Origin of the sequence: Paracoccus jeotgali (assembly GCF_002865605.1) — a bacterium.
In the GTDB taxonomy this organism is placed as follows: domain Bacteria; phylum Pseudomonadota; class Alphaproteobacteria; order Rhodobacterales; family Rhodobacteraceae; genus Paracoccus; species Paracoccus jeotgali.
Map to the genome: position 1 here is coordinate 42,619 of NZ_CP025584.1, position 22,886 is coordinate 65,504.

Sequence of the window (22,886 nt, forward strand, 5' to 3'; positions counted from 1 at the left end):
ATCACCTTGATGGTGATCCCGACGCCCGTTTAGACCTCACATGCTTCGCTTTTGTGACAGCTGCGTTACAGTTTTATGACACTGTCCTTCGGATCGGCAATTTGACCCGCGCCTCATGGTTCGTCGTGCAGCAGCGGCAGAATAACGGCGAACTTCGCGCCCTGACCCGGCTGGCTGGTGATCTTCAAACGCCCCCGGTGGCGGTTCAGAATATGTTTCACGATTGCCAACCCCAAACCGGTGCCGCCAAGTTCACGGCTGCGGTGGCTGTCGGCACGGTAGAACCGCTCGGTCAGGCGCGGCAGGTGTACGGGGTCGATGCCGGGGCCATGATCTGCAACCACGATCTGTAAGGCGGGGCCGCGCAGAACCGGATCATGCGCACAATTCAGGGCAGTTACTTCGACAGATTGGCTGTTACCGCCGTATTTTATAGCGTTTTCAACCAGATTGGTGAACACCTGCAAAAGCTGATCCGCGTCCCCGAGAACCTGCAGCGGCGCCTGCCCCAGATCGGTTTGCAGCGTCACGTTGTTATCTGCCGCCAACCGGCTGAGATTCTGGAGAGCGGTCTGCAGCACATCGCGCAGATCCAGTCGCGTGGTGGGACGCACCCGCTCCTCCGCCTCCACCCGGCTGAGAGACAAAAGATCGCCGACAAGACGATTCATGCGCTCGGCCTCGCCGGCCATGATGTTCAAAAAGCGCCCCTGAGCCGCGACATCCTCGCGCGCAGGACCACGCAGGGTCTCTATGAATCCCATCAAGGCAGCAAGGGGTGTGCGCAATTCGTGACTGACATTGGCGACGAAATCTCGGCGCATCTGCCCGGCCTGCGCCAGATCCGTCACGTTCAGGAAGCTCAGAAGCAATGGGCCGGTGTCCCCAATGGACTGCAAATGCACATCATAGAAGACGTCGCTTCCGCTTTCGGTGACTTGGTAAGTTATGCTGCGTGGCGTCTGATCACGCAGACTCCGCTCCACTGCCTCAACCAGATCCGGATGGCGAAGTGCGGTGGTGAAGATCTGCCCCATAGCATTTCTGCCCAACAGCGCTTTTGCCGCGGCGTTCAGCGCCACGATTCTCTCGAACCTGTCAATAGCCAGGGTAGGCGAAGGAATTGCTCCAATCACCTCATGCATCAGCGAGCGGTGGGCCAGGGGATCGGGAGTCATGCTGTTGCCTCCAGTTCGTCAGCCGGATTGCTTTGCAAGCCTTTCCTCAGAAGCCTTATCTGGCGTTGAGGTCGATAAACAGGCGATAAAAAACAACCCACTGACACGTCGTCATACGAATTTCGCAAATTCCGGGGGCAACTGGCGTCTGAACTCGAACCGTGCAACAAGAGCAGTCTCCGACCCGGATATTCCGTCTCGGTCATCCGGGGCTTGCCCGCCAACAATCGTTTCAATCAGAGATCGGGTCCGTGGTCGGCATCGTAACCAAAATGACGGTCATGTCAGGCATCCTCCTTTGGAAGCAAGTGCTTGGTCCGGTTGGCAGATGCGACGAGCGACAGCATCAGGCCTTGAAGGCCTCTACCGTTGCCTCGCCGTCTTTTTTCCGACGAGGTTCCGCCGCGTCTTATAGCCGGCCAGCAGTGGCAGCATGATGTATAGCCAGATCGACAAAAGCAGCGTGTCCTGGGGACAGCGAGCAGCAAAGCGACGATGGGCGCGAAGGCCAAGATCATGATCACGACGTTCATGCTGATTTGCACCAGCGTATAGGTCGCGTCCCCTCGCGTCAGGTTCGACCAGACGAATGCCATCGCGGTGCAGGTCACAGGGCGCGGCGCTCAGCAGTATCACTCCGGCCAGATAGGACTGCGCATCGTCGGGCGCAATCAGCCCCGCGAAGACGTGGTTGAAGACAGCACGCCGAGCGCCGCCATGCTGAAGGGCTTTATCAGCCCGTTCACAACCAACGTTACGATCAGCCCTTTCGGCTTGCCGCCCACCTGGAGCAGCGCGCCGACGTCGACGCCAACCATCATCGGATACAGCATCGTTCAGATCAGCACCGCCACAGGCAGGTTGACCGAGACTACCTCTAGCGATGCCAGATAAGGAAACACACCGGGAAAAAATGCCGAGCAGCACTCACCCGCCGATGGCGAGCGCCACCCAGACGGAAAGCCAGTGTCCGAGGTTCCCCAGACCCGCAGCGGCGGGAAGCGAGCTATCGGTCTTGTCGGACTTTTGGTCATTGGAGATCAGTCGGCCTTGGCGGTGTCTTGCCGATGTGATTGAGGTTGCGTTGCAGCGCCATCCGATCGAGCGATCCAATCGGTAGGCTTCCGAAGATTGAGATAAGACCGTGCAGCATCCGGTAAGTTTCCAAAGGCGACCCGTCGAACGATCTGTGAGCCATCGATCTTCGCCGGGTCGGGCACACCCCAGTGCGCCGTTATCGGCTGGCCGGGCCAGAACGGGCGTTCCTCAGCGGCGGCATTGTCGCAGCCCTTGAACACGCAATCCATCTGCGGGGCGTCGGGTCCGACAAACTCCGCCCCAGCTTTTGGACTCGTGCGAAGTCCGTGTCGTGGTTCAGGCCCTTGAGCCGATCGAGCGTAAAGGGGTTTGGCGCAGGCCCCGGTTTCGAGCCGGCAGAGAACGGCCTGAACTTGCCCATGCCTTCCCAGTTCATGATCGCTTCCGGGTGAGGTAGTCCGCGCCCTAGTTTCAGATGCCCCGGCTGTTCCTGGAGCGCATCCCAAGATCGGCCGTCATTTCCCCATCCAGCTCTGATCATACCAGTTCGTGACCTCTCCGGGCCATTCCAGCGTCTGTCCACTCGCGTCCTTCAGGACCTCGCTCTCGAACAGAAAGCGCGCCATGGCGGCGAAACGCCCTGGATCGATTGCGCCGACCGGGGTGTCTCCGTCGCGCAGGTAATCTCCGTCGACGATGGCGCGCATCGAGCCATGGACCAGCTCCGGGTTCGGGAAATCACCGGCATGGATCAGGATCTCGGCGGCCTCCTGCGGATGATCGGCGGCCCAAGCATAGCCCTTTTGCGTGGCGTGCATGAACGCCGCCAGCAGGTCGGGCTGCTTCTCCAAATTTTCGGCGCGGGTGCCGATGTAACCGGTCTGCTGGTCGGGAATGCCGTAATCGGCGTATCGGAAGAACGACTGGTTCCGGCCGAGCATTTCGCTGTTGACGCCTTCCCAGGTCGCGACTTCGAGGGTAAAGTCGACGGCGCCGGTGGCAAGCGCCTCATAGGCGCCGGTGCCGAGTGTGACCGTGTCCCAGACGGGCTCGCCGCCATCATTGCGGATCATCGTGGCGATGAGCGCATCTTCCCAGGCGCTGCCAAAGCCGGCATAGGTCTTGCCTGACAGGTCGGCCGGCCGCGTGATACCCGCATTGTCCGAATTATAGACCAACCTGCCCGCCTCGTGCTGCATCGTCGCCCACAGAACGACCAGATCCGCACCGCCGGCCTTCGCGGACATGAAACCGAGAGAGGTCATATAGGCAAAATCCGCCTGCCCGGCCGCCAGAAGCGCGGCGGAATTGGTGTCGGAATAGGGCAGCAGCTCTACCGCAAGGTCTTCCTCGGCGTAAAAGCCCTGCTCTTGCGCCACCACGAGGCCGATATGATTGGTGTTCAGCATCCAGTCGAGGGCGACTGTCACGGGCGTCTCAGCCTGCGCACGAACTGGCAGGGTGAGGCTGGCGGCGAGAAGCAGGCAGCGGATCATGAGAGTGTCTCCTGTAAGAGCAGTTGTTTCAAGGTGTCGCGCAGACCGGCCAAGGCGGTCTCGGTCCGCGCCGGGCGTCGGATGGGGACGGCAATGTCGGCAATGACCCGACCGGGTCGCATCCCCATTACCAGGATCCGATCCGCCAGGCTTGTCGCCTCGTGCAGATCATGGGTCACCAGCAGCACGCCCCGCGGATGCTCTGCTAGCCGCGCCACCAGCCAGTCCTGCATCCGCAGGCGGGTCACCGCGTCGAGCGCCGAGAACGGCTCGTCAACCAGCAGAAACCGTCCCGGCTGGACCATCGTGCGCAGAAAGGCTGCCCGTTGCCGCATGCCGCCGGAAAGCTCTGCCGGAAACTGTTTTTCCGTCCCTGACAGCCCGAAGGCGGCGAACAGAGGCGCGACCCGCTCGTGCGCCGTTCGCGCAGAGAGGCCAGCCACGCGCAGTCCCAAAGCTGCATTCTCCGCGATCGTCAGCCATGGAAAGAGCGCGTCGTTTTGCGGCTGATAGATAATGGCCGGATGTGGCGGAGAGATTGGCTCGCCATCCAGCATGGCGGCGCCCTGCGCGTCCAGCCCTTGCGGCAGGATCCCGGCCAACCATTTCAGGACCGAACTCTTGCCGCAGCCGGACGGGCCGATCAGAGCCGTGATCCCCTGCCCCGGCAAATGAAGCGCCAGTTCCGTGACGATGTCGCGGCTGGGACTGCGGATGGCCAGGCCGCGGATCTCAAGCATGATCCATCTGCGCCCCCCGGACGGTCAGCCGGTCGATCACCCAGATCACACCCAGCAGCATCAGCGTCAGTGCCGCCGAGACAAGAACCGCCGCGAGCACGAGGTCGGCGCGGAAATTGTTTTTCGCAGCGAGAATATAGATCCCGAGGCCCCGACGCGCGCCGGCGTACTCGGCGAAGATCGTTGCCACAATCGCATAGGTCGCCGAGATCCGCAGCCCGGCCAGAAAGGCCGACCTTGCCGATGGCAGCGTGGCCCTAAAAAATATGCCCCACCGCTTCGCCCCCATGGCCGCCAGAAGGTCGCGAAACTCGGACGGTGTCTGGCGATAACCTGACAGCAGGCTGAGCAGCATGGGAAAGAAGGTCACCAGGATCACCAGCAGGATCTTGGGCAGATGCCCGAACCCGAACCACAGGATCATCAGGGGCGCCAATGCGACCAGCGGCACCGTCTGGCTGACCACGAACAGGGGCATGAGGCCGCGCTCTGCGAACGGCGCGACATGCAGCGCGACAGAGGTCGCAAAGGCGAAGCCGACAGATAAGGCGAAGCCGATCACGGCGACGCTGATGGTGGAGCGGGCATGACCTGTGATCTCGTTGCGGTTCAGCAGCAGCGCGCGAAGCACGCTCGATGGCGCGGGCAGGATCAGGGCCGAGACGCCGGAGAAGCGGCTATAGACCTCCCAGACAGCCAGCAGGCAGAGGGCAACCATCAGTGAGGGCAGGACACGCGCCAGCATCGGATGAAACCCCGGTCAGCGCAGGGTCGGGCTGTTGGCCGAGGCTGTCAGATCGATGGTCACATGCCCTTCCGCCGGTCCGAACCGCAGGAAAGCCTGCCTCACCGCTTCAAAAACCGCCCCCGCATCGCCGCGGAGGCGTGTGCAGAAATTCTTGGACCGTAAGAAGGTCCCACTCGCTTTCAGGAAGTCGATGCAGCCGTAGATTTCGTCCATGTGCCGATCCCGCCCCAGCACATAGAGCGAGAACTGCACATCGATCTCGACCCCCAGAACCGGCGCCGCCTGCACCGCCTCTGTGGCGAGCGTCTGGCGCTCGGCGAGCGTCTGATCCTGCGCCTGCGAAAGGGTTTCGCAACGGCAGGACGGGTCATCGGGTTCACCGGGACAGCCGCGAGAGAGGGTGACGTGCATGGTCACATGGGGCGGCTGCTGCGCGGCCCGGGCAAAAAGATCGCGCAGCGCATCGAAGAGCGGCGCGGACGCGCCAACGAACAGGGTAGACATGTCGTCCGTCTCGATACGCAAGCGGTCGCGATAAGGATCGAGCGCTTTCAGGCCCGAAAGGATGACCTGCTCGAAATCCGAGGTCATTGGGTAAAGCGACACCTGGGCGCCAATAAACATGTCTCTCTCGCTCCGCCGGCATTACCCGGATCAGCTAAAGGGTTCACGCGTGCCGCGTATCTCAGCCCCGCTGATGGAGCACCCCTGATGTGTCTGGCGGTCAGTCTAGGCCACCCTGTTTCTTCGCCGGCGAAGCTAGGACGGCGTGCCGAGCCTGTCAAGTGGCCGACTTTTGCGCTACTCCAGCTCCGCAACGCGTTGCTGCAGCTCATCCAGAAGCGCCATGATATCGGTCTCAATGGCAGCGTCGTACAACTCCGAGGCGCAATTGACCTGACCGGCAAAGACGCCACGATCCAGCACCGCCTGCGGATGGCGTTCGCGCAGGGTCCGGTGAGTTTCCTTCTCCAGTTGGATCGCATCGCGCCCTGTCGGGATTGCGATGCTGCGGATCAGCATCGCGTATTGGTCCTGTTCGGTGGTCAGTTGGTGACGCAGGCGCGAGTCCGGGTCTCGCGAGAAGCCGACCTTGATGGCCTCGCGGCCGTCCTTCAGCACAAAGAGCATCGCGTAGATGTAGCTTTGGTCCCTCGTCCAGCCCTCACTGCAGCCGCCGCAGGTGAAACGGCCGGTTGCCATGTTACCGACGCTGATCCGTTGAAGGTGGCCTCAGTCGTGACGATAGAGGCGGTAGCCTCGGTCGCCCTCCGGATCCTCGCCCAGAAGATCCCAGTCCCGCGCCCGGGCCTCGGCCTTCAGCGCGGCATAGCGATAGGCCTTGGCCGGCGCGTCGGTGACGCCTCGGTCGGCAGGGATGCGGGCAGCGTTGGTCAGCTGCTCGTCGATGAAGGCGTCGCGGGCGCTTTGCAGGCTGTCATCCATACTGTCATTGAGTCAGGCGCGTCGCTTGCCGGGAAAGGTTTCGGCCAAGGTAAGTTGCTCCCGAAGCGTCTTGAGGTGAGAGTTCAGGACACGGTTCAGGGAGAGCGCGATGAAACGAACCCGCTGCTTGATCGTCGTGCTGCTGGCAGGACTGCTGACTGTCACCCCGGCCCTCGGCGAACCCATTCCGTTTCCCGCCACTATTGGTGCTCCGTATACCGGGCGCATGACGGTTGAGGCCTTTCCGGTGGACGGCGGCGATCGCATGCACCGGGCGTGGGGTGACGCCGAGGTGCGGTTTTCCGCCGCGGGCGATGACCGGGTCCTGTTCAGCACCACGGCGGCGCTCGCTGACGGCGGGAGCCTCGATCTGAGCGTAACCGTTGTGCCGGATGGCGATGGCGTGTGGCGCAGCCTGTCGCATACCGGCCCGACCGAGATCACTGCGGCGGGCCGGGTTCTCTCCCTGACCGAAATGGAGGGTTTCCACATGGTCCTGACGGGCCAGATCGGGCCTGAAAACGGCAAGCTCACCCTTCGCCGCATTCCCACGGAGAACGCCGGGTCCGCGCCGGATGCCGAGATGCTGACGGTGTTCCTGTTCGACGTCAGCCTTCCTCCGCCCGGGCCTGTGTCCGATCCCGAAAAGGACGATGGCCGCGAGCCGCCCTCAGCGGCCGAGGGTCGCGGCGCATGCGAGCGGATCGAGTGGCGCCTCGTCAATCGCTGGACATGGGGAGGCGGCATGAGCCTGAGCCGCGAGCCGCAATGTGTGTCGCGAAAGAGCACCGGAGATTGAACATCGCCAAGCTTCTGTGCTCTCGTGGCGTCACACGGGCAAAGAGGACGGAGATCGCCTGATGAAACGCCTGCTTTTCCCGCTGCTGCTCTGCTGCGCCTCGCTGCTCCCTGGCCACGCACAGGCGGCGGGAAACCTCGACGGCATGCCCTCGGCTCAGATCGCCGAGCAGGCGGAGTCGCTGCACCCTTCTGCCCTCTATGTCCTCGCCGCCCGACTGCTGGGAGAGGGCAAGGGGCAGGAGGCGGCAAACTGGATGTATGCGGGACAGATCCGCTATCGCTTCATGCTGGCGGCACCCGGCGCGGCGGCGAACGACCGCGTCCTTTTCTCGGCGCTGACCGAACAGGTCGGCCGGCCCGTCAACGAATACATCGCCGGCGACCCTGACGAGTGGATCGCGGCGATGGAGTGGGCGCTGGCCTGGGATGAAGCCCATGCGAACGGCGTTACGTCCAAGGCCGCCCATTCCGCAGAGCTGGCCAAGGTGCGGCAGGGGCTGATCGACCTCATCGCGGAGGTCGATTCCCGCCGCGAGGAACTCCGCCGGCACCGCATCGACAACGGACTGGAAAACCGCTGAGCGACCATTGAAGGAGCTGCCCATGACGACCTTGACCCGCCTTGCCGCCGTTCTGGCCGCTACCCTCTGGCTCGCGCCGGTGCAGGCGCAGACCACGGATCATCTGGGCCTGCCCGGTCCGATCACCCTGGCGGGCGACAGCTTCGCGCTCGCCTGGTCCTCGCGCACGGCTGACAACTACATCAAGCAGGAATACCTGCCGGCCGGCGAGACCCCGGACAACTACAGCCGCATGGTCTCGGTCGAGACCGTCACCGGCGGCGTCGGGGTGATGGACGCGGTGCGGGCGCAGACCGAAACTCTCACCCGCCGCAAGGCAACCGACCCGCTGGTCAACATGGAGGTGATCCAGAACGAGGCGACAGGCGAGGCGCTGCTGGACTTCATCGTCAGCAGCAGGAACGAGGCCGGCGAATATGTCGTGGAGTGGAACGTCTATCGCTATGCGCCGCTGGCGGTAGGCGAGCGCGGTGCCGGCGTGATGCTATTTGGCATCAGCCACCGCGCCTCTGGCAACGACGCGGCCAAGACGTTCCTGCAAGAACTTCCCGTGCTGCGCCCGACCCGGATCAAGGCACTGGCAGCCGCGCCGCTGCCAGAACTCGGCGGCTGACGATGCGCGCCGCCCTTGCGGCCGTGATCTTGACGGCGTCGCCCGCGCTGGCGCTTGACGACGTGCCGCGCGGTCTCGCCTCGGTCGTGGCAGCAAGGCAGGCGCCTGCACTGCTCGCAATCGGCAGCATCGTTCCGCCCTATCCCGACGGCCTCACCAGCCTTGGCGGCGCCTGCGTGGGACCGGCGGGCAGCGCCACGGAATGCGCGGTGGGGATCGGCACGCTCGAGCCGGCAGCCGGCGGCGCGCCGGTCGGCATCTATGCGGGACGGCAGGCCAGCGACGACGAGACGGGGCGGCCGCTCTGGATCGTGACCGCTGTCATCGCGGTCCCCACCATCCCCGAGGATCGTTTCCTGAACTACAGCACCTGTCGCACCGAGCGTGCGGGCCTGCACCCCATCGCCGTGATGCGCAGTGGCAGCGGCGAGATCACGCCTGAGAGCGGCGCCTGGACCGCCGCGCTGGACCGGGACAGCGGGCGCTTCGTCGAGATCGCACCGGCTGCGGTGACATGCGAAAATTTTCTGCCATGAAAGCTCTGGAGGAAGACCGATGAGAGAACTGCCTATTGCCGTGGTCCTGCTGGCCGCCGCGACCGTCGCCGCGCCCGCGACGGCGCAGGATTACCTCGGTATCCACCTCGACACGATGCTGGAACACAACCTGCGCCAGCATCAGCAACAGCACGCCGACGATGGCCCCGACGCCAAACAGCCCGCGAGCAGGTCGAGCACCATATCGCCTGCTGCAGAGGCCCGTGCCCGCGCCGAGGGCGCCCGGATCATGGAGCAGCACCGGCGCGAGCTTGAACCCCGCTACCGCATGCGCGTCGAGCGCGACGGGAAAGCGGAGGCGGACGCTTGGCTTGCCAGAGAGTCGCGACGGCTGGGGATAGAGACGGGACGACAGATGCGGGCAAAATACTTGGGGCAATAGTCCCTCGCCGCGCCGCACAGAGTGATTGACAACAGGAGGCGCGGTGCGGGGATACCCCGTGACACAGCCGGGGCCTTGTCCTTCCGTGCAAGGAACCACAGACCTTAACTGCCGGGCCCTCATTTAGCCGCAAGTCTGAAGCCTTTCCACTGACCAGCCCTGCTGTCCCCCGGCAGCACAGGGGCGGCGAGCGCGGCCGGAATATTCTTAGCCGATGCCATCAGCGGGTAGTCGGCCCGAAGCGTCGCTCTCCACCGTGTCCTCTTCACCACCAGATCGTGCAAGATAAAGCCCGCAAGACAGCCGCTATCGCCAGCCATCCATCCTACCAGCCGCCAGCGCCGGAAAGGGCCAGTGCCGCGCTCCCAGCCGCCAGCAGCAGCGCGGCCAGCAGCAGCGCGCGCCTCATTGCGCGGGTCGCCGGGGAAACCAGTGGTGACATTCCCCTGCGATACGCACGACGGCAAGCGTCTCGCCCTCGAAATGACCCTCGGCCACTACGCAGCCATCGTTCGCGAAGGCTTCCTCGATCCGCGCGCGGTCGGCCTCGTCGGCTGTCAGCGGTGGGGCTTCGGTCATGTCATGGCGGGACAGCGGGCGGTCGCGGGTGCCGTCAGGGTCGATGCGGAAGACGCCGCGCCAAGGGCAAGGCAGGCGGACGCAGTCGATGCCGGTCGAACCGAGGCCCCAGAACTGCTCGCCTTTGGCCGGGACCGGCAGCGCCTCGGCATCGAGGGCCTGCGCGGCCGTGGCGGTGAGGATCAGCGCGGCGGCCAAAATGCTGCGGAACATGGCGGCTCCTTTGCCGAAGGGTCGGTCCTCCATGAAACGCCCGCCGAGGCGCAGACCTTGGCGACTATTCGGGGGCGCTCAGCCTGCGGGTGGCGGCGGCGCGGTCTGGCGCGTCATGGACCCGCCGCGACAACTCGCCCGACAGGCGCAGGCCGCCCGGTCCGACGGTAAACACGTCCCAGTTCGTCGCGTCGCCGATGCGGCTTTGCAGCAGCAGCAGTTCGGGCGCGTCGGCCGGGGCTAGCAGAAAGGCGTCCAGCAGTTCGAACCCGATGCCGGGGTCGAGGCTGCGACGGTCGAACGCTGTCTCGGTCCCGCCGCGCAGGAGCGAGAGGGCGACTCCGTCGGCTGTGTCGCGCTCGATGATCTGGAACCCGTCGAAATCGTGCCGTGCCGCCGCCAGCAGTTCGGCATTGGCTGGTGGCAAAGCCTGCGGTGGGCGCGCCCCCATGATGATGCCGGGCGGTTCGGCAGTCGGCGCTGGCGGCGGCTCGGCCAGCCGACGCGGCGGGGCGGCGGGTTCGCGCTCCTCGCCCCTCGTGGCGGGGTCCCGGCCCGCCAGCTGCGGCGCATCGGGCGACGGCATCAGCACTGCCACCACCGCGATCGCCGCCAGCGACACAGCCGCGGCGGCCATCCACATCGGCCATCCGTCGCGGCGGGGGCCGGACACGGGACAGCGGGCCCCGTCGTCCGCGAAACGCGCCCGCGCGGCGGCGATGGTGGCCTGCATTCGTGCCGGGTCAGGCTCGGGCGTGGAAAGCTGCCGCAGCAGGTCGAGGGGATGGGACGTCCGGCTTGTCACAGCACCTCCCTGAGTGTCTTGCGCGCCTTGTGGATATGCCAGGCGACGGTAACTTCCTTGCAGCCCATGATACGCGCTGCCTCGGCCTGGCTCAAACCCTCGGCATGGACGAGCATTACCGCATCGCGCTGCTTTTCCGGCAGGGCGCGGACCGCCCGCCACAGATCGGCAATGTGCAGCGCGTCCTCCTGCTCGGGCGGGAGGCTGTCCTCGGCCAGGACGGCGACCGCATCGGCCAGCCGCCCCTGCCGCTGCCGGCGGCGCTGCAGGTCGCGCACCGCGTTCAGGGTCACGCGGTAGAGCCAGCTGGTGAAGGCCGCGCGTCCATCGAAACTGTGGATCGCCTCTGGCAACCGCATGCACACGCTCTGCGTGACATCCTCGGCATCGCTTTCATGGCCTAGCCAGCGGTAGGCGACCCGGAAGATGTAACGGTAATGCAAGGCGAGGAGCGCCTCGAACGCTGCGGCATCGCCTGCGCGCGCCCGCGCCAGCAGGGCACGGTCCCGGCCGGCGGCATCACTGTCGGTCCCGGACCGGCTATCGCGCAACCTTGGTGCCTGCAAGAAACTGAACCTGCTTTCATTTCTCGTCACGACTGCACAAGACCACAGACACAGGCGGAAGCAAAGCAAAGAACGTCCCGGGCGGGAGCGTGTCGGGGCACCGGCAGCAACAGTGCGGTGCCTTCACCAAGATCTGGCCGGCGGCCGGCGTCCCAACAGGCAGGAAGGAGCCGCCGATGAGAAAGAACCCCTTGCCGCACCTCGGCCCCACGCGCCTGGTCGCCGTTCTCGCAGCTCTCGGTGGCGCAGCCGCCGCGGCAGAGCCGCCCGTATCGGGCATCACCGTCGTTCCGGGCACCGCACTGCCTGAGGCCTCGGGGCGGATCGACCGCGGGTTCTGCGGGCATCATGAGGTTGCTCCGCAGACATCCGCCGGGCGGATGGTTGCCGCAGCCGGCTGGCCGGTCATCAGCGAGGAGCCGCTCGGCCCGCTGGTCGCCATCAGCTTCGTCGCCGGATTCCGATCGGTGACCAGCGGTGCCTGCGTCCTGACCGGCGGTCGGATCGGCGTCTTCGACGGCGTGGAGCTGCTGGCCCTCGTGGAAGCCACGCAACCGGACAGCAGCGGCATCGGTCAACTGCGCCGCGTCGGTCTCGGCAGGCTGCGTCTCTGGAACGGCGAGATGCTGCCGCAGCCCGTCGCCGATATCACGCTGGACGATGGTATCCCTGTGATCGTCGCGCCTGCACGGACCGATGCCTTCTGCGACGGAACAGTGACGATGCCGCTGATCCACGGTCTGAACCTGTCCGACGCCAGGGCGCTGCTGGCCGCGCATGGCTGGGAGCCGGACAGTCGCGCGCAGCCCTCCGACCCTCTCGCGGCCCGGCTTGCCGCAAGGGGCTTCAGCGGGGCCGAACATTGTTCCGGGACCGGATTCGGCTTCTGCAGCCTGTCCTTCGTGCAAGACAAGGCCGTGGCCTCGGTCCTGACCTTCGGGGATGTGTGGCGTCCCGCAGGTCCCGAAGTGGCGGGTTACGACGTGACCTGCGCCAACCCATTTTCGCAACCGAGATGACGGAGAAGATGATGACCAGACTTGCCCCCGTGCTGGCGCTCGCCCTTGTTGCCGGCGCCCCGGCGCTGGCCGAGAACTCGAACCTGCGCGCCGCGCTGTCGGTTCTGCCCGACACGGTGTTTTCCGGCCTCACACCGGACGTCGCCCGGTATGTCGACCTGACGGCACTGGCCGAAGCCCATGATGGCACCCTGGGGCGCGAGGCGCTCGCCCGCGCCCTGATGGGCGGCGGCATCCGCCCGGTCGAGGCGATTGCGGTCGGCACGGCAGAAGGCTTCGGCGAAAAGGCTGGGGTCGACGCCTCGGCACTGGCCTTCGTGGCCGGGATGGGGCAGCCGCCCGAAGCGGTGTCGATCTGGGGTCTTGCCGACGAGACCGCTGCCACTACCGCGTTCGCCAGCCTATCGGAGCGCGGTTTCGAGGAACTGCCATCGGGGATGATTGCCAACGGAGAGCCTGGCGTGATGAACCTTGCCGGGCGCGATCCTGCGGACCCGTGGCGGGGGACGATGGGGCAGCCATCGGTCGTGGCGCGTTCCGGCCTGACCCTGCTGCAGGCGGACGATGCCGCGGTGCTGGAGCCGCTTCTGGCTGATGGACCGTCTGCGTTGGATACGCCCGCCGGCAAGACTATCCTTGCCGGGTTGGAGGCGCAGGAGGGCGCGGTGCTGCAGGTCGCTTTCCTCGGCCCTTGGCACGGGCTGAGCGGCAGGATCGATCCCACTGTCCTGGCCGGCAAGACCCCGGAGGAAGCGCGCACCGCGCTGGAAGAGGCTGCCGCCGCCTCCCCGGTCGGCCTACCACTGTGGCAGAGTGCCGCGCTGGCTGATGTGGAGACGCCCGAGGGTCCTACTCTGATCCTTGCACTCGCCTATGCCGACTGTCCCGAAGCGCAGGCGGCGGCGGAGCGCGCCGCTGAGCTGTGGCGCGGGATGGACGGCGCGGACGGGGACCTCGCCGCGGCAAGCACCGCACCGCCCACGCCATCCGGCTGCGCGGCGGTCCTGCACGTCGCCAGTCTCGACGGCACGCCCGGTCCCTTCAACCGCGCCTCTCACGCCCTGATCACCGGGAACCTGCCCGCGCTGCGCATCGGGAGCGGGGGGTAATGGATGCTCGCCGGCCGGAAGAAGGGCGCGTCGGGCCCTGCAGGTCGTTGGCTCGTCGCGCTGGCGCTCATGGCCCTTCTCTCTGCCTGTGCGGATCGCCAGCGCGCCATTGATGCAGCGACCGCCTTGGCCGAAACCACCTATCCCGGCCAACTTGAACTTGTCGGCACCCAACTGCAGAAGGACCATTACGACGTCATCTTCGCGATCAAGGGGGATCCGTTCACCCGTGCCCGATGGGCTCCAATGCCGAATGCCGAATGGACCAAAAGGTCATGCAGCCGTTGCGGATCTTGCCCACGATCGAGATGCCGTCGTTTGCTTTGAGTCGACCGGCGGACAGGAATGGCAGCTCTGGGAAACGCTCGAGGCAGAAGGCGTCATCGCCCGACAAGTGCCGCCCGCTCAGGTGAAAGCATTCGCACGAAGCCGTGGCACACGCGCAAAAACCGACCGAATTGACGCGGAGCTTATTGCCCGCTTCTTTGCCTTCCGACCCGATGCTGGTCGCCGCCTTCCCGCAGAAAAGCTGAGATTGCTCAGAGCCTTGACCTCAAAGCGGGCCCAGATTGTCGAGATGCGGAAACGTCTACTGGCCCAGATCCGCGCGCATCAGAAGCTTGGCACAGCCGAGATGTTTGACAGCGTCGATACCGAACTAAAGGCTCGGCTCGACTGCCTGATCAAGGAATTGGAAGCCAGAATCGGGGCCGCCATATCCAGCGACGCTTTGGTGGCAGAGACCGCTGGTGTTCTCCGCTCCATCCCCGGGATCGGACCCGTGGCCAGCACAATGCTGATCGCAGAAATGCCTGAGCTTGGCACCATCACCGGCGAACAGGCTGCAGCTCTCGTAGGGCTCGCCCCCGTGGCGCATGACAGTGGAACCCTTCGCGGGAAGCGGACCATTGCAGGCGGTCGCCGTGCCCTGAGACATGTGATGTTCCAGGCTGCTCTGGTCGCCGCGCATCACAACCCGTCCATGAAGGCCTTTGCGGATCGCTTGCGAAAAGCCGGGAAACCACACAAGGTCATCATAACAGCGGTCGCCCGGAAACTGGTCAACCTTGCTAATGCCCTGTGTAAAAGCCGTCAGAAATGGACGCCTTCGACCGCGTGAGGATACAGTTGCTAGGTCGACTCCCATTCTCACGATTTCGATGGCATCTCCCCTCTCCGATCTGTCCAACTTGAAAAGTCTCGCCGCAACCGGGCGGCGGGGTCGATACCATTGCCCCTTCCAGGCAATTCAGCAGGCATAGTACATCGCGTATTCGATCGGGTGAGGGGTGTGCTCATAGGCATAGACCTCTTCCCATTTCAGCCGGATATGGGCGTCGAGCTGGTCGCGGGTGAAGACGTCGCCGGCGAGCAGGAAGTCCATGTCCTTTTCCAGCTCTTCCAGCGCCTCGCGCAGGCTGCCGCAGACGGTGGGGATGCTTTCCAGCTCTTCCGGGGGCAGGTCGTACAGATCCTTGTCCGAGGCCGGGCCGGAGTCGATCTTGTTGCGGATGCCGTCGATCCCGGCCATCAGCAGCGCGGCAAAGCACAGATAGGGGTTGGCCGAGGGGTCGGGGAAGCGGGCCTCGACGCGCTTGGCCTTGGGGCTTTCGGTCCACGGGATCCGCACGCAGCCCGAGCGGTTGCGCGCCGAATAGGCCCGCAGCACCGGCGCCTCGAACCCCGGGATCAGCCGCTTATAGCTGTTGGTCGAGGGGTTGGTCAGCGCGTTCAGCGCCTTGGCGTGTTTCAAGATGCCGCCGATGAACCACAGCGCCTCTTGCGAGAGATCGGCGTATTTGTCGCCCGCGAACAAGGGCTTGCCATCGCGCCAGATCGACATGTTGACATGCATGCCGCTGCCATTGTCGCCCTTCATCGGCTTGGGCATGAAGGTCGCGGATTTTCCATAGGCGTGGGCGACGTTGTGGATGACGTATTTGTATTTCTGCATGTTGTCGGCCTGCTCGACCAACCCGCCGAAGATCATCCCCAGCTCGTGCTGGCAGGTCGCGACCTCGTGGTGGTGCTTGTCGACCTTGATGCCCATGCGCTTCATCGTGGACAGCATCTCGCCGCGGATGTCCTGCCCCTCGTCGATCGGGTTGACCGGGAAATAGGCTCCCTTATGGGGCGCGCGGTGGCCGGTGTTGCCCATCTCGAAGCTGGCATCGGTGTTCCAGGCGGCGGCGGCGGCGTCGATCTCGTAGGACACTTTTTGCGGGGTGACGGCATAGCGGACGTCGTCGAACAGGAAGAATTCCGCCTCGGGACCCCAGTAAGAGACATCGCCGATACCGCAGGCGCGCAGATAGGCTTCAGCCCGGGCGGCGGTGCTGCGGGGGTCGCGGGAATAGGGCTCGCCGGTGTCGGGCTCCACCACGTCGCAATGCAAGCAGAGCGTCTTTTCCGCGTAGAACGGGTCCAGATAGGCGCTGGCCGGGTCGGGCATCAGCTTCATGTCGGACTGGTCGATGGATTTCCAGCCCGCCACGCTGGAGCCGTCGAACATGAAACCTTCCTCGAACAAATCGCCGTCCACCATCTCAGCCGCAAGCGTCATGTGCTGCAGCTTGCCCTTGAGATCAGTGAAGCGAAGATCGACACAGACCACCTCCTCGGTTTCCATCAGGCTCAGTACGTCCTCGACCTTCATTGGGCTAGTCTCCTTGTCGGGTGATGGCTTAGCTGATTCAGGCGACAGATAGGGCCCCTACACCGGCTCGACCTCGGGAATTGGTTGCAGAACACTCGCCGCCTTCATGGACACGTCGGCCGGCGTGTCCGCTCGATCGGCCAGCGTTAGCGGATGGCTGAGATGGGGCAGCATCTCCCGCGGGCACACTTGCACGAACTGCGTGCGCGCAAACTCCCATGCGTCGATGATGTCCCGCGCCCTGCGCGAGCCGGTCTCATGCGCATGGCGCTGGAGCAGCTCTTTCAACTGCGCCTCCCAGTATGGCACGCCGATCTGGCAGGTCAGCACGCTGTCGCCGTTGACATAGGCGTCCGCGACGCCATCAGGGTCCCAAAGGTAGGCCATGCCCCCCGTCATGCCGGCGCCAAAATTGCTGCCGATGTGCCCGAGGATCACAGCCACGCCGCCGGTCATGTATTCGCAGCCGTTCGAGCCGCAGCCCTCGACAACGGCTTGCGCGCCGCTGTTTCGGACCGCAAAGCGCTCGCCCGCACGTCCGGCTGCGAACAGCAGCCCGTCGGTCGCACCATAGAGGACGGTGTTGCCGATAATCACGTTCTCCGCAGCCACCAGCGGGCTGTCCACTGGCGGCTTGACCACGATGATCCCGCCCGACAGGCCCTTGCCGACATAGTCGTTGGCATCGCCTGCAACCTCGATCTTGAGGCCCGGCACTGCGAACGCGCCTAGCGACTGGCCCGCGCTCCCAGTCAGTCGCAGCGTCAGGTGGTCGGGCTGCAAGCTGTTCTTCATTCCGAAGTTCCGCACGATCCGCGAAGAGACACGGGCGCCTATGGTGCGATGAGTGTTGCGGACCGCGTAAGAGAGCTGCATCTTCTCTCCGTCCTCGAAGAACCGTGCCCCGTCCCGCAGTATTTCGGCGTCGAGCGTGTCCGGCACCGAATTGCGCGGCCGGTTGCGGTCATAGACAATCTTGTCCGCGCCATCGACCGTGATTAGAAGCGGGTTCAGGTCCAGATCGTCCAGATACGAGTTGCCTCGCGACACCTGCGTCAGCAGGTCGGCGCGGCCGATGATCTCGTCGAGAGAGCGCGCCCCAATTGAGGCGAGGATCTCGCGCACCTCCTGTGCATAGAAGGTGATGAGGTTCACGACCTTGTCTGCGCTGCCGCTAAACATGGCGCGCAGCTTCTCGTCCTGCGTGCAGACCCCCACGGGACAGGTGTTGGAGTGGCACTGGCGGACCATAATGCACCCCATGGCGATCAGGGCGGCGGTGCCGATTCCGTATTCCTCGGCCCCCATCATCGCCGCCATGACCACATCGCGCCCGGTGCGCAGGCCGCCATCGGTGCGCAGCGTGACCCGCGCGCGCAGCTTATTCATGGCGAGGACTTGATGTGCCTCGGTCAGGCCCATTTCCCACGGCAAGCCCGCGAACTTGATGCTGGTCGCGGGACTAGCGCCGGTGCCGCCGTTATGACCGCTGATCAAGATGACGTCCGCCTTGGCCTTGGCGACGCCTGCCGCGATGGTGCCAACGCCGCTTCCGGCCACAAGCTTCACCGTGATTCTGGCGCGCGGGTTGATCTGCTTGAGATCGTAGATCAGCTGCGCCAGATCCTCGATGCTGTAGATGTCGTGATGCGGGGGCGGCGAGATCAGCGTCACACCCGGCGTCGAGTGGCGCAGCCGCGCAATCAGCTCCGTCACCTTCATGCCGGGCAACTGGCCGCCCTCGCCGGGTTTGGCACCCTGCGCCACCTTGATCTCCAGCTCCTCGCAGGCATTGAGGTATTCGGCCGTAACGCCGAACCGGCCCGAGGCCACCTGCTTGATCTTGGCGCTGGGATTGTCGCCGTTGGGCAAAGCGCTGTGATGCGCCGGATCCTCGCCGCCCTCGCCGCTGTCGGAACGTGCCCCGATGCGGTTCATGGCAATGTTCAGCGTCATGTGCGCCTCGGGGGACAGCGCGCCAAGGCTCATGCCAGGGGTGACGAAACGCTTGCGGATGGAGGTGATGCTCTCGACCTCCTCGATGGGTACTGGGGCACCGATCTGCTTAATTTCTAGAAGATCTCGCAGGTGGATAGGCGGACCGGACCGTATGGCCGCGCTAAACTGCCGCCACAGATCATAGCTCGCACGCTCGCATGCCAGTTGCAGCAGGCGCATCGTCTCGGCTTCCCAAGCGTGCGTCTCCCCCCGGTTGCGGATCTTGTAGAAGCCGCCGATGGGCAGCAGACCGGGCGCCCCCCCGAAGGCGCGTTCGTGGATCTCCTCCAGCTTGTGCTGGATGCCGATCAGCCCAATGCCACTGATGCGCGACTGCATGCCGGGGAAGTATTCGGCCACCATCGCGCGGCTTAGCCCCACCGCCTCGAAGTTTAGCCCGCCACGGTATGACGACAGCACAGAGATGCCCATCTTTGACATAATCTTCAGCAACCCCGCGTCGATCGCCTCGCGGTAGCGGTTCATCGCATCCATCAGGGTGCCGGGCAGCAGCCCCTGTTCTATCCGTTCGGCGATGCTGTCCTGCGCCAGCCAGGGGTTCACCGTCGTCGCGCCGCAGCCGATCAGAACCGCGAAATCATGTGGATTTACGCATTCGGCTGAGCGCACGTTGATTGAACAGAACGCGCGCAGTCCCTTGCGCGTCAACCAGGAGTGCACCGCGCTTGTCGCCAGCACCATCGGAATGGCAATGTGCCGGTCGTCGACAGCCTCATCGCTCAGCACGATCTGGCCGGCGCCGCTGCGCACGGCATCCTCGGCCTCGGCGCGTATGCGGTCAAGTGCGGCCTGCAGCGCATCGGGACCCGCCACGAAGGTGCAGTCGATCCGCGTCACAGCCACCCCCAACTGCCGGGTCAGCTCTGCCAGTTCGCCGGTGGCGAGGAACGGGCTTTCCAGCAGGGTGATCTCGGTCTGCGCCGCGCTTTCATCCAGCATGTTCTTGAGGTTCCCGAACCGCGTCCTGAGGGACATGACCCGGCCTTCCCGCAGGCTGTCGATGGGCGGGTTGGTGACTTGGCTGAAGTTCTGGCGGAAGAAGTGGCTGATCGGGCGATAGTGCTGCGACAGCACCGCGGGCGGCGTGTCGTCACCCATGGAGGCCAGCGCTTCCTTTGCGTCCTCGACCATGGGCGCAAGGACCGTCTCCAGATCCTCCACCGTCAGGCCGGCGGCGATCTGGCGGCGGCGCAGGGCCTCCCCGGAATGGGTCGCGGGCTCCGGCAGCGCGGCCATCATCGGCGAGGGTTGCACGACCTTCTTCACCCATTCGCCGAAGGGATGCCGCGCGGCCAGAAGATCCTTGATCTCGCGGTCGTGGTAAAGGCGGCCTTTGGCCATGTCGACGGCGATCATCTGCCCCGGCCCTAGCGCGCCTTTCTCGCGCACTGTGGCCTCGTTCACCGGCACCATGCCGACCTCCGATCCGGCGATCAGCAACCCCTCGCCGGTAACGACATAGCGCATCGGCCTGAGGCCGTTCCGGTCGAGGCCCCCGCAAATCCAGCGACCGTCGGTCATCGCCAGCGCTGCCGGGCCGTCCCATGGCTCCATGACGGCGTTACTGTAGGCATACATGTCCGCCCAGGCCTTCGACATGTCGGTGGTGGCCTTCGACCACGCTTCCGGCACGAGGATGGTCTTGACCATGGGCGCGCTGCGGCCCGAGCGGACCATGAGTTCGAATACCGCATCCAGCGCCGCGCTGTCGCTGGACCCGGAGGGCACCACCGGCTTCACGTCCTCGGCCATTTCACCAAAAGCAGCAGACGCCATGCGGATCTCGTGGCTGCGGAGCCAGTTCAGGTTCCCCTTCAGCGTGTTGATCTCGCCGTTATGGGCCAGTGTGCGGAACGGTTGCGCCAGCCACCATTGGGGAAACGTGTTGGTGGAATAGCGCTGGTGATAGATGGCGAAGGCACTCTCGAACCGGTCGTCCTGAAGGTCAGGATAGAACTCGGCCACGTGCTCGGCCAGCATCATCCCCTTGTAGATGATGCTGCGGCAGGACAGCGTGCAGATATACAGACCCTGCACCTGCGCCTGCACCGCGGCGCGTTCGATCCGTCGGCGTATGACATAGAGCTCACGCTCGAACTCCTCCTCATCCCGCTCACCCCCGCAACGGATAAGGATCTGCTCGATCTCCGGACGCGTGGCGTTGGCTTTATCGCCCAGAAGTGCGGTATTCACCGGCACATGACGCCAGCCGTAGATGGCGTGGCCCATCCGCAGCACCTCGGTCTCGACGATGGTGCGACACCGTTCTTGCGCGCCGAAGTCCGTTCGCGGCAGGAACACTTGGCCCACCGCAATGCGCTTAGATGCGTCCGGCTCGTGCCCGGTGCGGCGTATCTGGTCGTGGAAGAACGGGACCGGAATCTGCACATGGATGCCCGCGCCGTCGCCGGTCTTACCATCGGCGTCGACCGCGCCGCGGTGCCAGACGGCCTTCAGCGCGTCGATGCCGTTCAGCACCACCCGCCGCGACGGCGTACCGTCTATGCTGACGACCAGACCCACTCCGCAGGATGAATGCTCGTCCTCCGCACGGTAAAGGCTGGTGGCCGCCAGATGCGCACGCCGCTTCGTCTCCGCGGCCATCCAGCCGTCCTCATAGATGGTCATGGATGCTCCTCCGCTGGATAAGATCCGGTGCTTTCGGTTCTAGCCTTTCGGGCGACGCGGCACCCCGCATGGCGACAGGCTCCGGCGTCGTTCGTCAATGGGTGCGGATGCGCCATGGTCGTCATTGCGCAACGACCGTCTGAGTCGCAGAAAGATCTGCGAGGATAGCCGCCGCTGCCTCCTGTCCGTCCCGGATGGCCCAGACAACAAGCGAGGCACCGCGCACGATATCGCCCACCGCATAGACGCCGGGTAAGGAGGTCCGATGCGTCTCATGGCTGGCGCGAACAGTTCCCCACAGCGTAACCTCCAATCCGTTCGCACCCCACAGCCGGGGCAGCTCCTCTGCCTCGAAGCCAAGCGCCTTGATAACCATCTCGGCCGGCTCGTGGTAGTCGGCCCCCTCGGTTGGCTCGGGCATCTGGCGGCCGCTGATATCGGGTGCGCCGAGGCGCATGGGCCTGACGCGGATTGCTGTCAGCACCGGATTGTCGCCACCCCCCGCGCCGGTATGGGCGTTGCAGAATGACGCATTGTCGCCGTCCCGGGCGATGCCGGGAACGTGGCCACAGAAACCAGTGGGGGCAGATAACCAGACGAACTCCACCCCTTCCTCCTCGGCATTCTCCACCTCTCGGCGGCTGCCGGGCATATTATCACGATCCCGGCGGTAGAGGCATTTGACTGACTGTGCACCCTGCCGAATCGCGGTCCGGACACAGTCCATTGCAGTGTCTCCGCCTCCGACAACGACGACGCGCTTGCCCCGTGCGTCCAGTTTGCCATCGGCAAAGTCCGGCACCTCGTCGCCGAAGTCTATCCGATTCGCCGCCGTCAGATAATCGATGGCGCGAATCACGCCGCTAGCGGGAGAGTCGTCGATGTCGAGATCGCGCGAACGATAGACCCCGGTCGCGATCACAACGGCATCATGGCGTCCGCGAATCGCTTCGAAGGTGACATCGACACCAATATTGGTGTCGAGCATGAATTCGACCCCAGCCGCAGACAGTTGTGCGACCCGGCGCTGCACAACGTGTTTTTCCAGCTTAAAGCTGGGGATGCCGTAGGTCAGCAGTCCGCCCGCACGATCATGGCGGTCATAGACAGTGACCTGAACCCCCGCGCGACGCAGCATGTTAGCACAGGCAAGGCCGGCGGGTCCGGCGCCGATAATCCCCACGCTCTCGCTGCGCTCGATCTGGGGCATGACGGGCAGTACCCAGCCCTCTTCCCACGCAGTATCGGTGATGTATTTCTCGATCGCGCCAATGGTGACGGTGCCGTGGCCCGCCTGCTCAATGACGCAATTGCCCTCGCAAAGCCGGTCCTGCGGGCAGATGCGGCCGCAGATCTCAGGAAAGGTGCTGGTCTCCTGGGCGCGCTCCCACGCCTCGCGGATGCGGCCCTCGGCGGTCAGGCGCAGCCAGTCGGGAATATTGTTGTGCAACGGACAATGCGTCTGGCAGTAGGGAACACCGCACTGGCTGCAGCGGCTGGCCTGCTGCGCTGCCTTAAGGGCGGCAAACTCCCGATAGATCTCATGGAAGTCCTGCGCGCGATCTTCGGGTGCTCGCTTGACGGGCATTTCCCGCGCCAACGAGACGAACCGCAGCATGTTATCCATAAAGCCCACACCCTCGTCCTGTATGTGCCTGCAGTAACTGCAGACAGGGCAAGATACAGCAAGGTCTCTCTCGGCATAAGAGGAA

Annotated in this window: 21 protein-coding genes, 1 pseudogene and 1 riboswitch; of the genes and pseudogenes, 8 read left to right on the forward strand and 14 right to left on the reverse strand. The window is 64.7% G+C overall.

The features are described 5' to 3' along the window. Positions 1-113: 113 nt before the first annotated feature. From CYR75_RS15210 to CYR75_RS15245, 8 genes and pseudogenes are all read right to left on the reverse strand, one after another. Positions 114-1,178: a sensor histidine kinase gene (locus tag CYR75_RS15210; RefSeq protein ID WP_101501113.1), complete on the reverse strand. Its 1,065-nt coding sequence runs from the start codon at positions 1,176-1,178 to the stop codon at positions 114-116. A 349-nt stretch (positions 1,179-1,527) separates the two neighbouring features. Further along, positions 1,528-2,162 (reverse strand): annotated as a pseudogene (locus tag CYR75_RS15215) (arsenic resistance protein); the annotation flags it as partial. A 569-nt stretch (positions 2,163-2,731) separates the two neighbouring features. Next, a complete protein-coding gene (locus CYR75_RS15220) occupies positions 2,732-3,712 on the reverse strand; it encodes an ABC transporter substrate-binding protein (protein WP_101501114.1) in 981 nt (326 codons plus the stop codon). Then, entirely contained in the window at positions 3,709-4,452 is a 744-nt protein-coding gene (locus CYR75_RS15225) for an ABC transporter ATP-binding protein (RefSeq protein WP_101501115.1), read from the reverse strand. Before CYR75_RS15225 ends, CYR75_RS15220 begins: the two co-directional genes overlap by 4 nt. Beyond that, positions 4,445-5,170 carry an ABC transporter permease gene (locus CYR75_RS15230; RefSeq protein WP_225972952.1) on the reverse strand — a complete coding sequence of 242 codons (726 nt, stop codon included), beginning with the start codon at positions 5,168-5,170 and terminating at the stop codon, positions 4,445-4,447. Before CYR75_RS15230 ends, CYR75_RS15225 begins: the two co-directional genes overlap by 8 nt. 42 nt (positions 5,171-5,212) lie before the next feature. Then, positions 5,213-5,824, reverse strand: a complete 612-nt coding sequence (locus CYR75_RS15235) for a YkoF family thiamine/hydroxymethylpyrimidine-binding protein (protein WP_101501117.1) — start codon at positions 5,822-5,824, stop codon at positions 5,213-5,215. Continuing rightward, a riboswitch (TPP riboswitch) is annotated at positions 5,815-5,920 on the reverse strand. Its footprint overlaps the gene before it by 10 nt. A gap of 81 nt (positions 5,921-6,001) precedes the next feature. Continuing rightward, entirely contained in the window at positions 6,002-6,403 is a 402-nt protein-coding gene (locus CYR75_RS15240; protein WP_101501118.1) for a GIY-YIG nuclease family protein, read from the reverse strand. Positions 6,404-6,433: 30 nt separating this feature from the next. Continuing rightward, positions 6,434-6,646, reverse strand: coding sequence for a hypothetical protein (locus CYR75_RS15245; protein WP_101501119.1), 213 nt, complete (start codon positions 6,644-6,646; stop codon positions 6,434-6,436). A 109-nt stretch (positions 6,647-6,755) separates the two neighbouring features. Between CYR75_RS15245 and CYR75_RS15250 the strand changes: the two genes are divergently transcribed. The 5 genes from CYR75_RS15250 (at position 6,756) to CYR75_RS15270 (ending at position 9,580) form a co-directional block, all read left to right on the forward strand. Beyond that, on the forward strand, positions 6,756-7,445 hold the full coding sequence (locus CYR75_RS15250; RefSeq protein WP_101501120.1) for a hypothetical protein: 690 nt from the start codon (positions 6,756-6,758) through the stop codon (positions 7,443-7,445). Between the two features lie 61 nt (positions 7,446-7,506). Beyond that, a complete protein-coding gene (locus tag CYR75_RS15255; RefSeq protein WP_101501121.1) occupies positions 7,507-8,028 on the forward strand; it encodes a hypothetical protein in 522 nt (173 codons plus the stop codon). Between the two features lie 22 nt (positions 8,029-8,050). Beyond that, the gene (locus tag CYR75_RS15260; protein ID WP_101501122.1) at positions 8,051-8,641 is read left to right on the forward strand and encodes a hypothetical protein; all 591 of its coding nucleotides are present in this window, start codon (positions 8,051-8,053) and stop codon (positions 8,639-8,641) included. A gap of 29 nt (positions 8,642-8,670) precedes the next feature. After that, positions 8,671-9,177, forward strand: coding sequence for a hypothetical protein (locus CYR75_RS15265; RefSeq protein ID WP_158644689.1), 507 nt, complete (start codon positions 8,671-8,673; stop codon positions 9,175-9,177). Between the two features lie 19 nt (positions 9,178-9,196). After that, positions 9,197-9,580 (forward strand): hypothetical protein, encoded by a 384-nt coding sequence (locus tag CYR75_RS15270; RefSeq protein ID WP_101501124.1) that lies wholly within the window; start codon positions 9,197-9,199, stop codon positions 9,578-9,580. Between the two features lie 405 nt (positions 9,581-9,985). Here the strand turns inward: CYR75_RS15270 and CYR75_RS15275 are convergent, their stop codons facing one another. The 3 genes from CYR75_RS15275 to CYR75_RS15285 all read right to left on the reverse strand — a co-directional run bounded on the left by CYR75_RS15275 (position 9,986) and on the right by CYR75_RS15285 (position 11,728). Next, complete coding sequence (locus tag CYR75_RS15275) at positions 9,986-10,372, reverse strand: hypothetical protein (protein ID WP_101501125.1); 387 nt, start codon at positions 10,370-10,372, stop codon at positions 9,986-9,988. Between the two features lie 64 nt (positions 10,373-10,436). Beyond that, positions 10,437-11,177, reverse strand: coding sequence for a hypothetical protein (locus tag CYR75_RS15280; protein WP_158644690.1), 741 nt, complete (start codon positions 11,175-11,177; stop codon positions 10,437-10,439). Further along, complete coding sequence (locus CYR75_RS15285) at positions 11,174-11,728, reverse strand: RNA polymerase sigma factor (protein WP_225972953.1); 555 nt, start codon at positions 11,726-11,728, stop codon at positions 11,174-11,176. The genes CYR75_RS15280 and CYR75_RS15285 overlap by 4 nt, the downstream gene beginning before the upstream one ends. Positions 11,729-11,919: 191 nt before the next feature. Here CYR75_RS15285 and CYR75_RS15290 point away from each other — a divergent pair, with 191 nt between their 5' ends. From CYR75_RS15290 to CYR75_RS15300, 3 genes are all read left to right on the forward strand, one after another. Further along, positions 11,920-12,762 carry a hypothetical protein gene (locus CYR75_RS15290; RefSeq protein WP_158644691.1) on the forward strand — a complete coding sequence of 281 codons (843 nt, stop codon included), beginning with the start codon at positions 11,920-11,922 and terminating at the stop codon, positions 12,760-12,762. Further along, positions 12,759-13,871 (forward strand): hypothetical protein, encoded by a 1,113-nt coding sequence (locus CYR75_RS15295; protein ID WP_101501128.1) that lies wholly within the window; start codon positions 12,759-12,761, stop codon positions 13,869-13,871. Before CYR75_RS15290 ends, CYR75_RS15295 begins: the two co-directional genes overlap by 4 nt. A 253-nt stretch (positions 13,872-14,124) precedes the next feature. Next, a complete protein-coding gene (locus CYR75_RS15300; protein ID WP_101501129.1) occupies positions 14,125-14,991 on the forward strand; it encodes an IS110 family RNA-guided transposase in 867 nt (288 codons plus the stop codon). Positions 14,992-15,120: 129 nt separating this feature from the next. On the opposite strand, the gene glnA is transcribed toward CYR75_RS15300, so the two are convergent. The 3 genes from glnA to CYR75_RS15315 all read right to left on the reverse strand — a co-directional run bounded on the left by glnA (position 15,121) and on the right by CYR75_RS15315 (position 22,792). Then, positions 15,121-16,527, reverse strand: a complete 1,407-nt coding sequence (gene glnA / locus CYR75_RS15305; RefSeq protein ID WP_101501130.1) for a type I glutamate--ammonia ligase — start codon at positions 16,525-16,527, stop codon at positions 15,121-15,123. A gap of 57 nt (positions 16,528-16,584) precedes the next feature. Beyond that, the gene (gene gltB / locus CYR75_RS15310) at positions 16,585-21,174 is read right to left on the reverse strand and encodes a glutamate synthase large subunit (protein WP_101501131.1); all 4,590 of its coding nucleotides are present in this window, start codon (positions 21,172-21,174) and stop codon (positions 16,585-16,587) included. Positions 21,175-21,295: 121 nt separating this feature from the next. After that, entirely contained in the window at positions 21,296-22,792 is a 1,497-nt protein-coding gene (locus CYR75_RS15315) for an NAD(P)-dependent oxidoreductase (RefSeq protein ID WP_101501199.1), read from the reverse strand. Between the last annotated feature and the right edge of the window lie 94 nt (positions 22,793-22,886).

Bases quoted from the DNA above. Each gene is read 5' to 3' on its own strand.
- CYR75_RS15230 (WP_225972952.1), bottom strand. From the start codon at position 5,170: ATGGTTGCCCTCTGCCTGCTGGCTGTCTGGGAGGTCTATAGCCGCTTC.
- CYR75_RS15275 (WP_101501125.1), bottom strand. From the start codon at position 10,372: ATGTTCCGCAGCATTTTGGCCGCCGCGCTGATCCTCACCGCCACGGCC.
- CYR75_RS15245 (WP_101501119.1), bottom strand. From the start codon at position 6,646: ATGGATGACAGCCTGCAAAGCGCCCGCGACGCCTTCATCGACGAGCAG.
- CYR75_RS15240 (WP_101501118.1), bottom strand. From the start codon at position 6,403: ATGGCAACCGGCCGTTTCACCTGCGGCGGCTGCAGTGAGGGCTGGACG.
- CYR75_RS15225 (WP_101501115.1), bottom strand. From the start codon at position 4,452: ATGCTTGAGATCCGCGGCCTGGCCATCCGCAGTCCCAGCCGCGACATC.
- CYR75_RS15270 (WP_101501124.1), top strand. From the start codon at position 9,197: ATGAGAGAACTGCCTATTGCCGTGGTCCTGCTGGCCGCCGCGACCGTC.
- CYR75_RS15210 (WP_101501113.1), bottom strand. From the start codon at position 1,178: ATGACTCCCGATCCCCTGGCCCACCGCTCGCTGATGCATGAGGTGATT.
- CYR75_RS15290 (WP_158644691.1), top strand. From the start codon at position 11,920: ATGAGAAAGAACCCCTTGCCGCACCTCGGCCCCACGCGCCTGGTCGCC.
- gltB (WP_101501131.1), bottom strand. From the start codon at position 21,174: ATGACCATCTATGAGGACGGCTGGATGGCCGCGGAGACGAAGCGGCGT.
- CYR75_RS15250 (WP_101501120.1), top strand. From the start codon at position 6,756: ATGAAACGAACCCGCTGCTTGATCGTCGTGCTGCTGGCAGGACTGCTG.
- CYR75_RS15260 (WP_101501122.1), top strand. From the start codon at position 8,051: ATGACGACCTTGACCCGCCTTGCCGCCGTTCTGGCCGCTACCCTCTGG.
- CYR75_RS15255 (WP_101501121.1), top strand. From the start codon at position 7,507: ATGAAACGCCTGCTTTTCCCGCTGCTGCTCTGCTGCGCCTCGCTGCTC.
- CYR75_RS15295 (WP_101501128.1), top strand. From the start codon at position 12,759: ATGACGGAGAAGATGATGACCAGACTTGCCCCCGTGCTGGCGCTCGCC.
- CYR75_RS15300 (WP_101501129.1), top strand. From the start codon at position 14,125: ATGCCGAATGGACCAAAAGGTCATGCAGCCGTTGCGGATCTTGCCCAC.
- glnA (WP_101501130.1), bottom strand. From the start codon at position 16,527: ATGAAGGTCGAGGACGTACTGAGCCTGATGGAAACCGAGGAGGTGGTC.
- CYR75_RS15315 (WP_101501199.1), bottom strand. From the start codon at position 22,792: ATGCTGCGGTTCGTCTCGTTGGCGCGGGAAATGCCCGTCAAGCGAGCA.
- CYR75_RS15235 (WP_101501117.1), bottom strand. From the start codon at position 5,824: ATGTTTATTGGCGCCCAGGTGTCGCTTTACCCAATGACCTCGGATTTC.
- CYR75_RS15220 (WP_101501114.1), bottom strand. From the start codon at position 3,712: ATGATCCGCTGCCTGCTTCTCGCCGCCAGCCTCACCCTGCCAGTTCGT.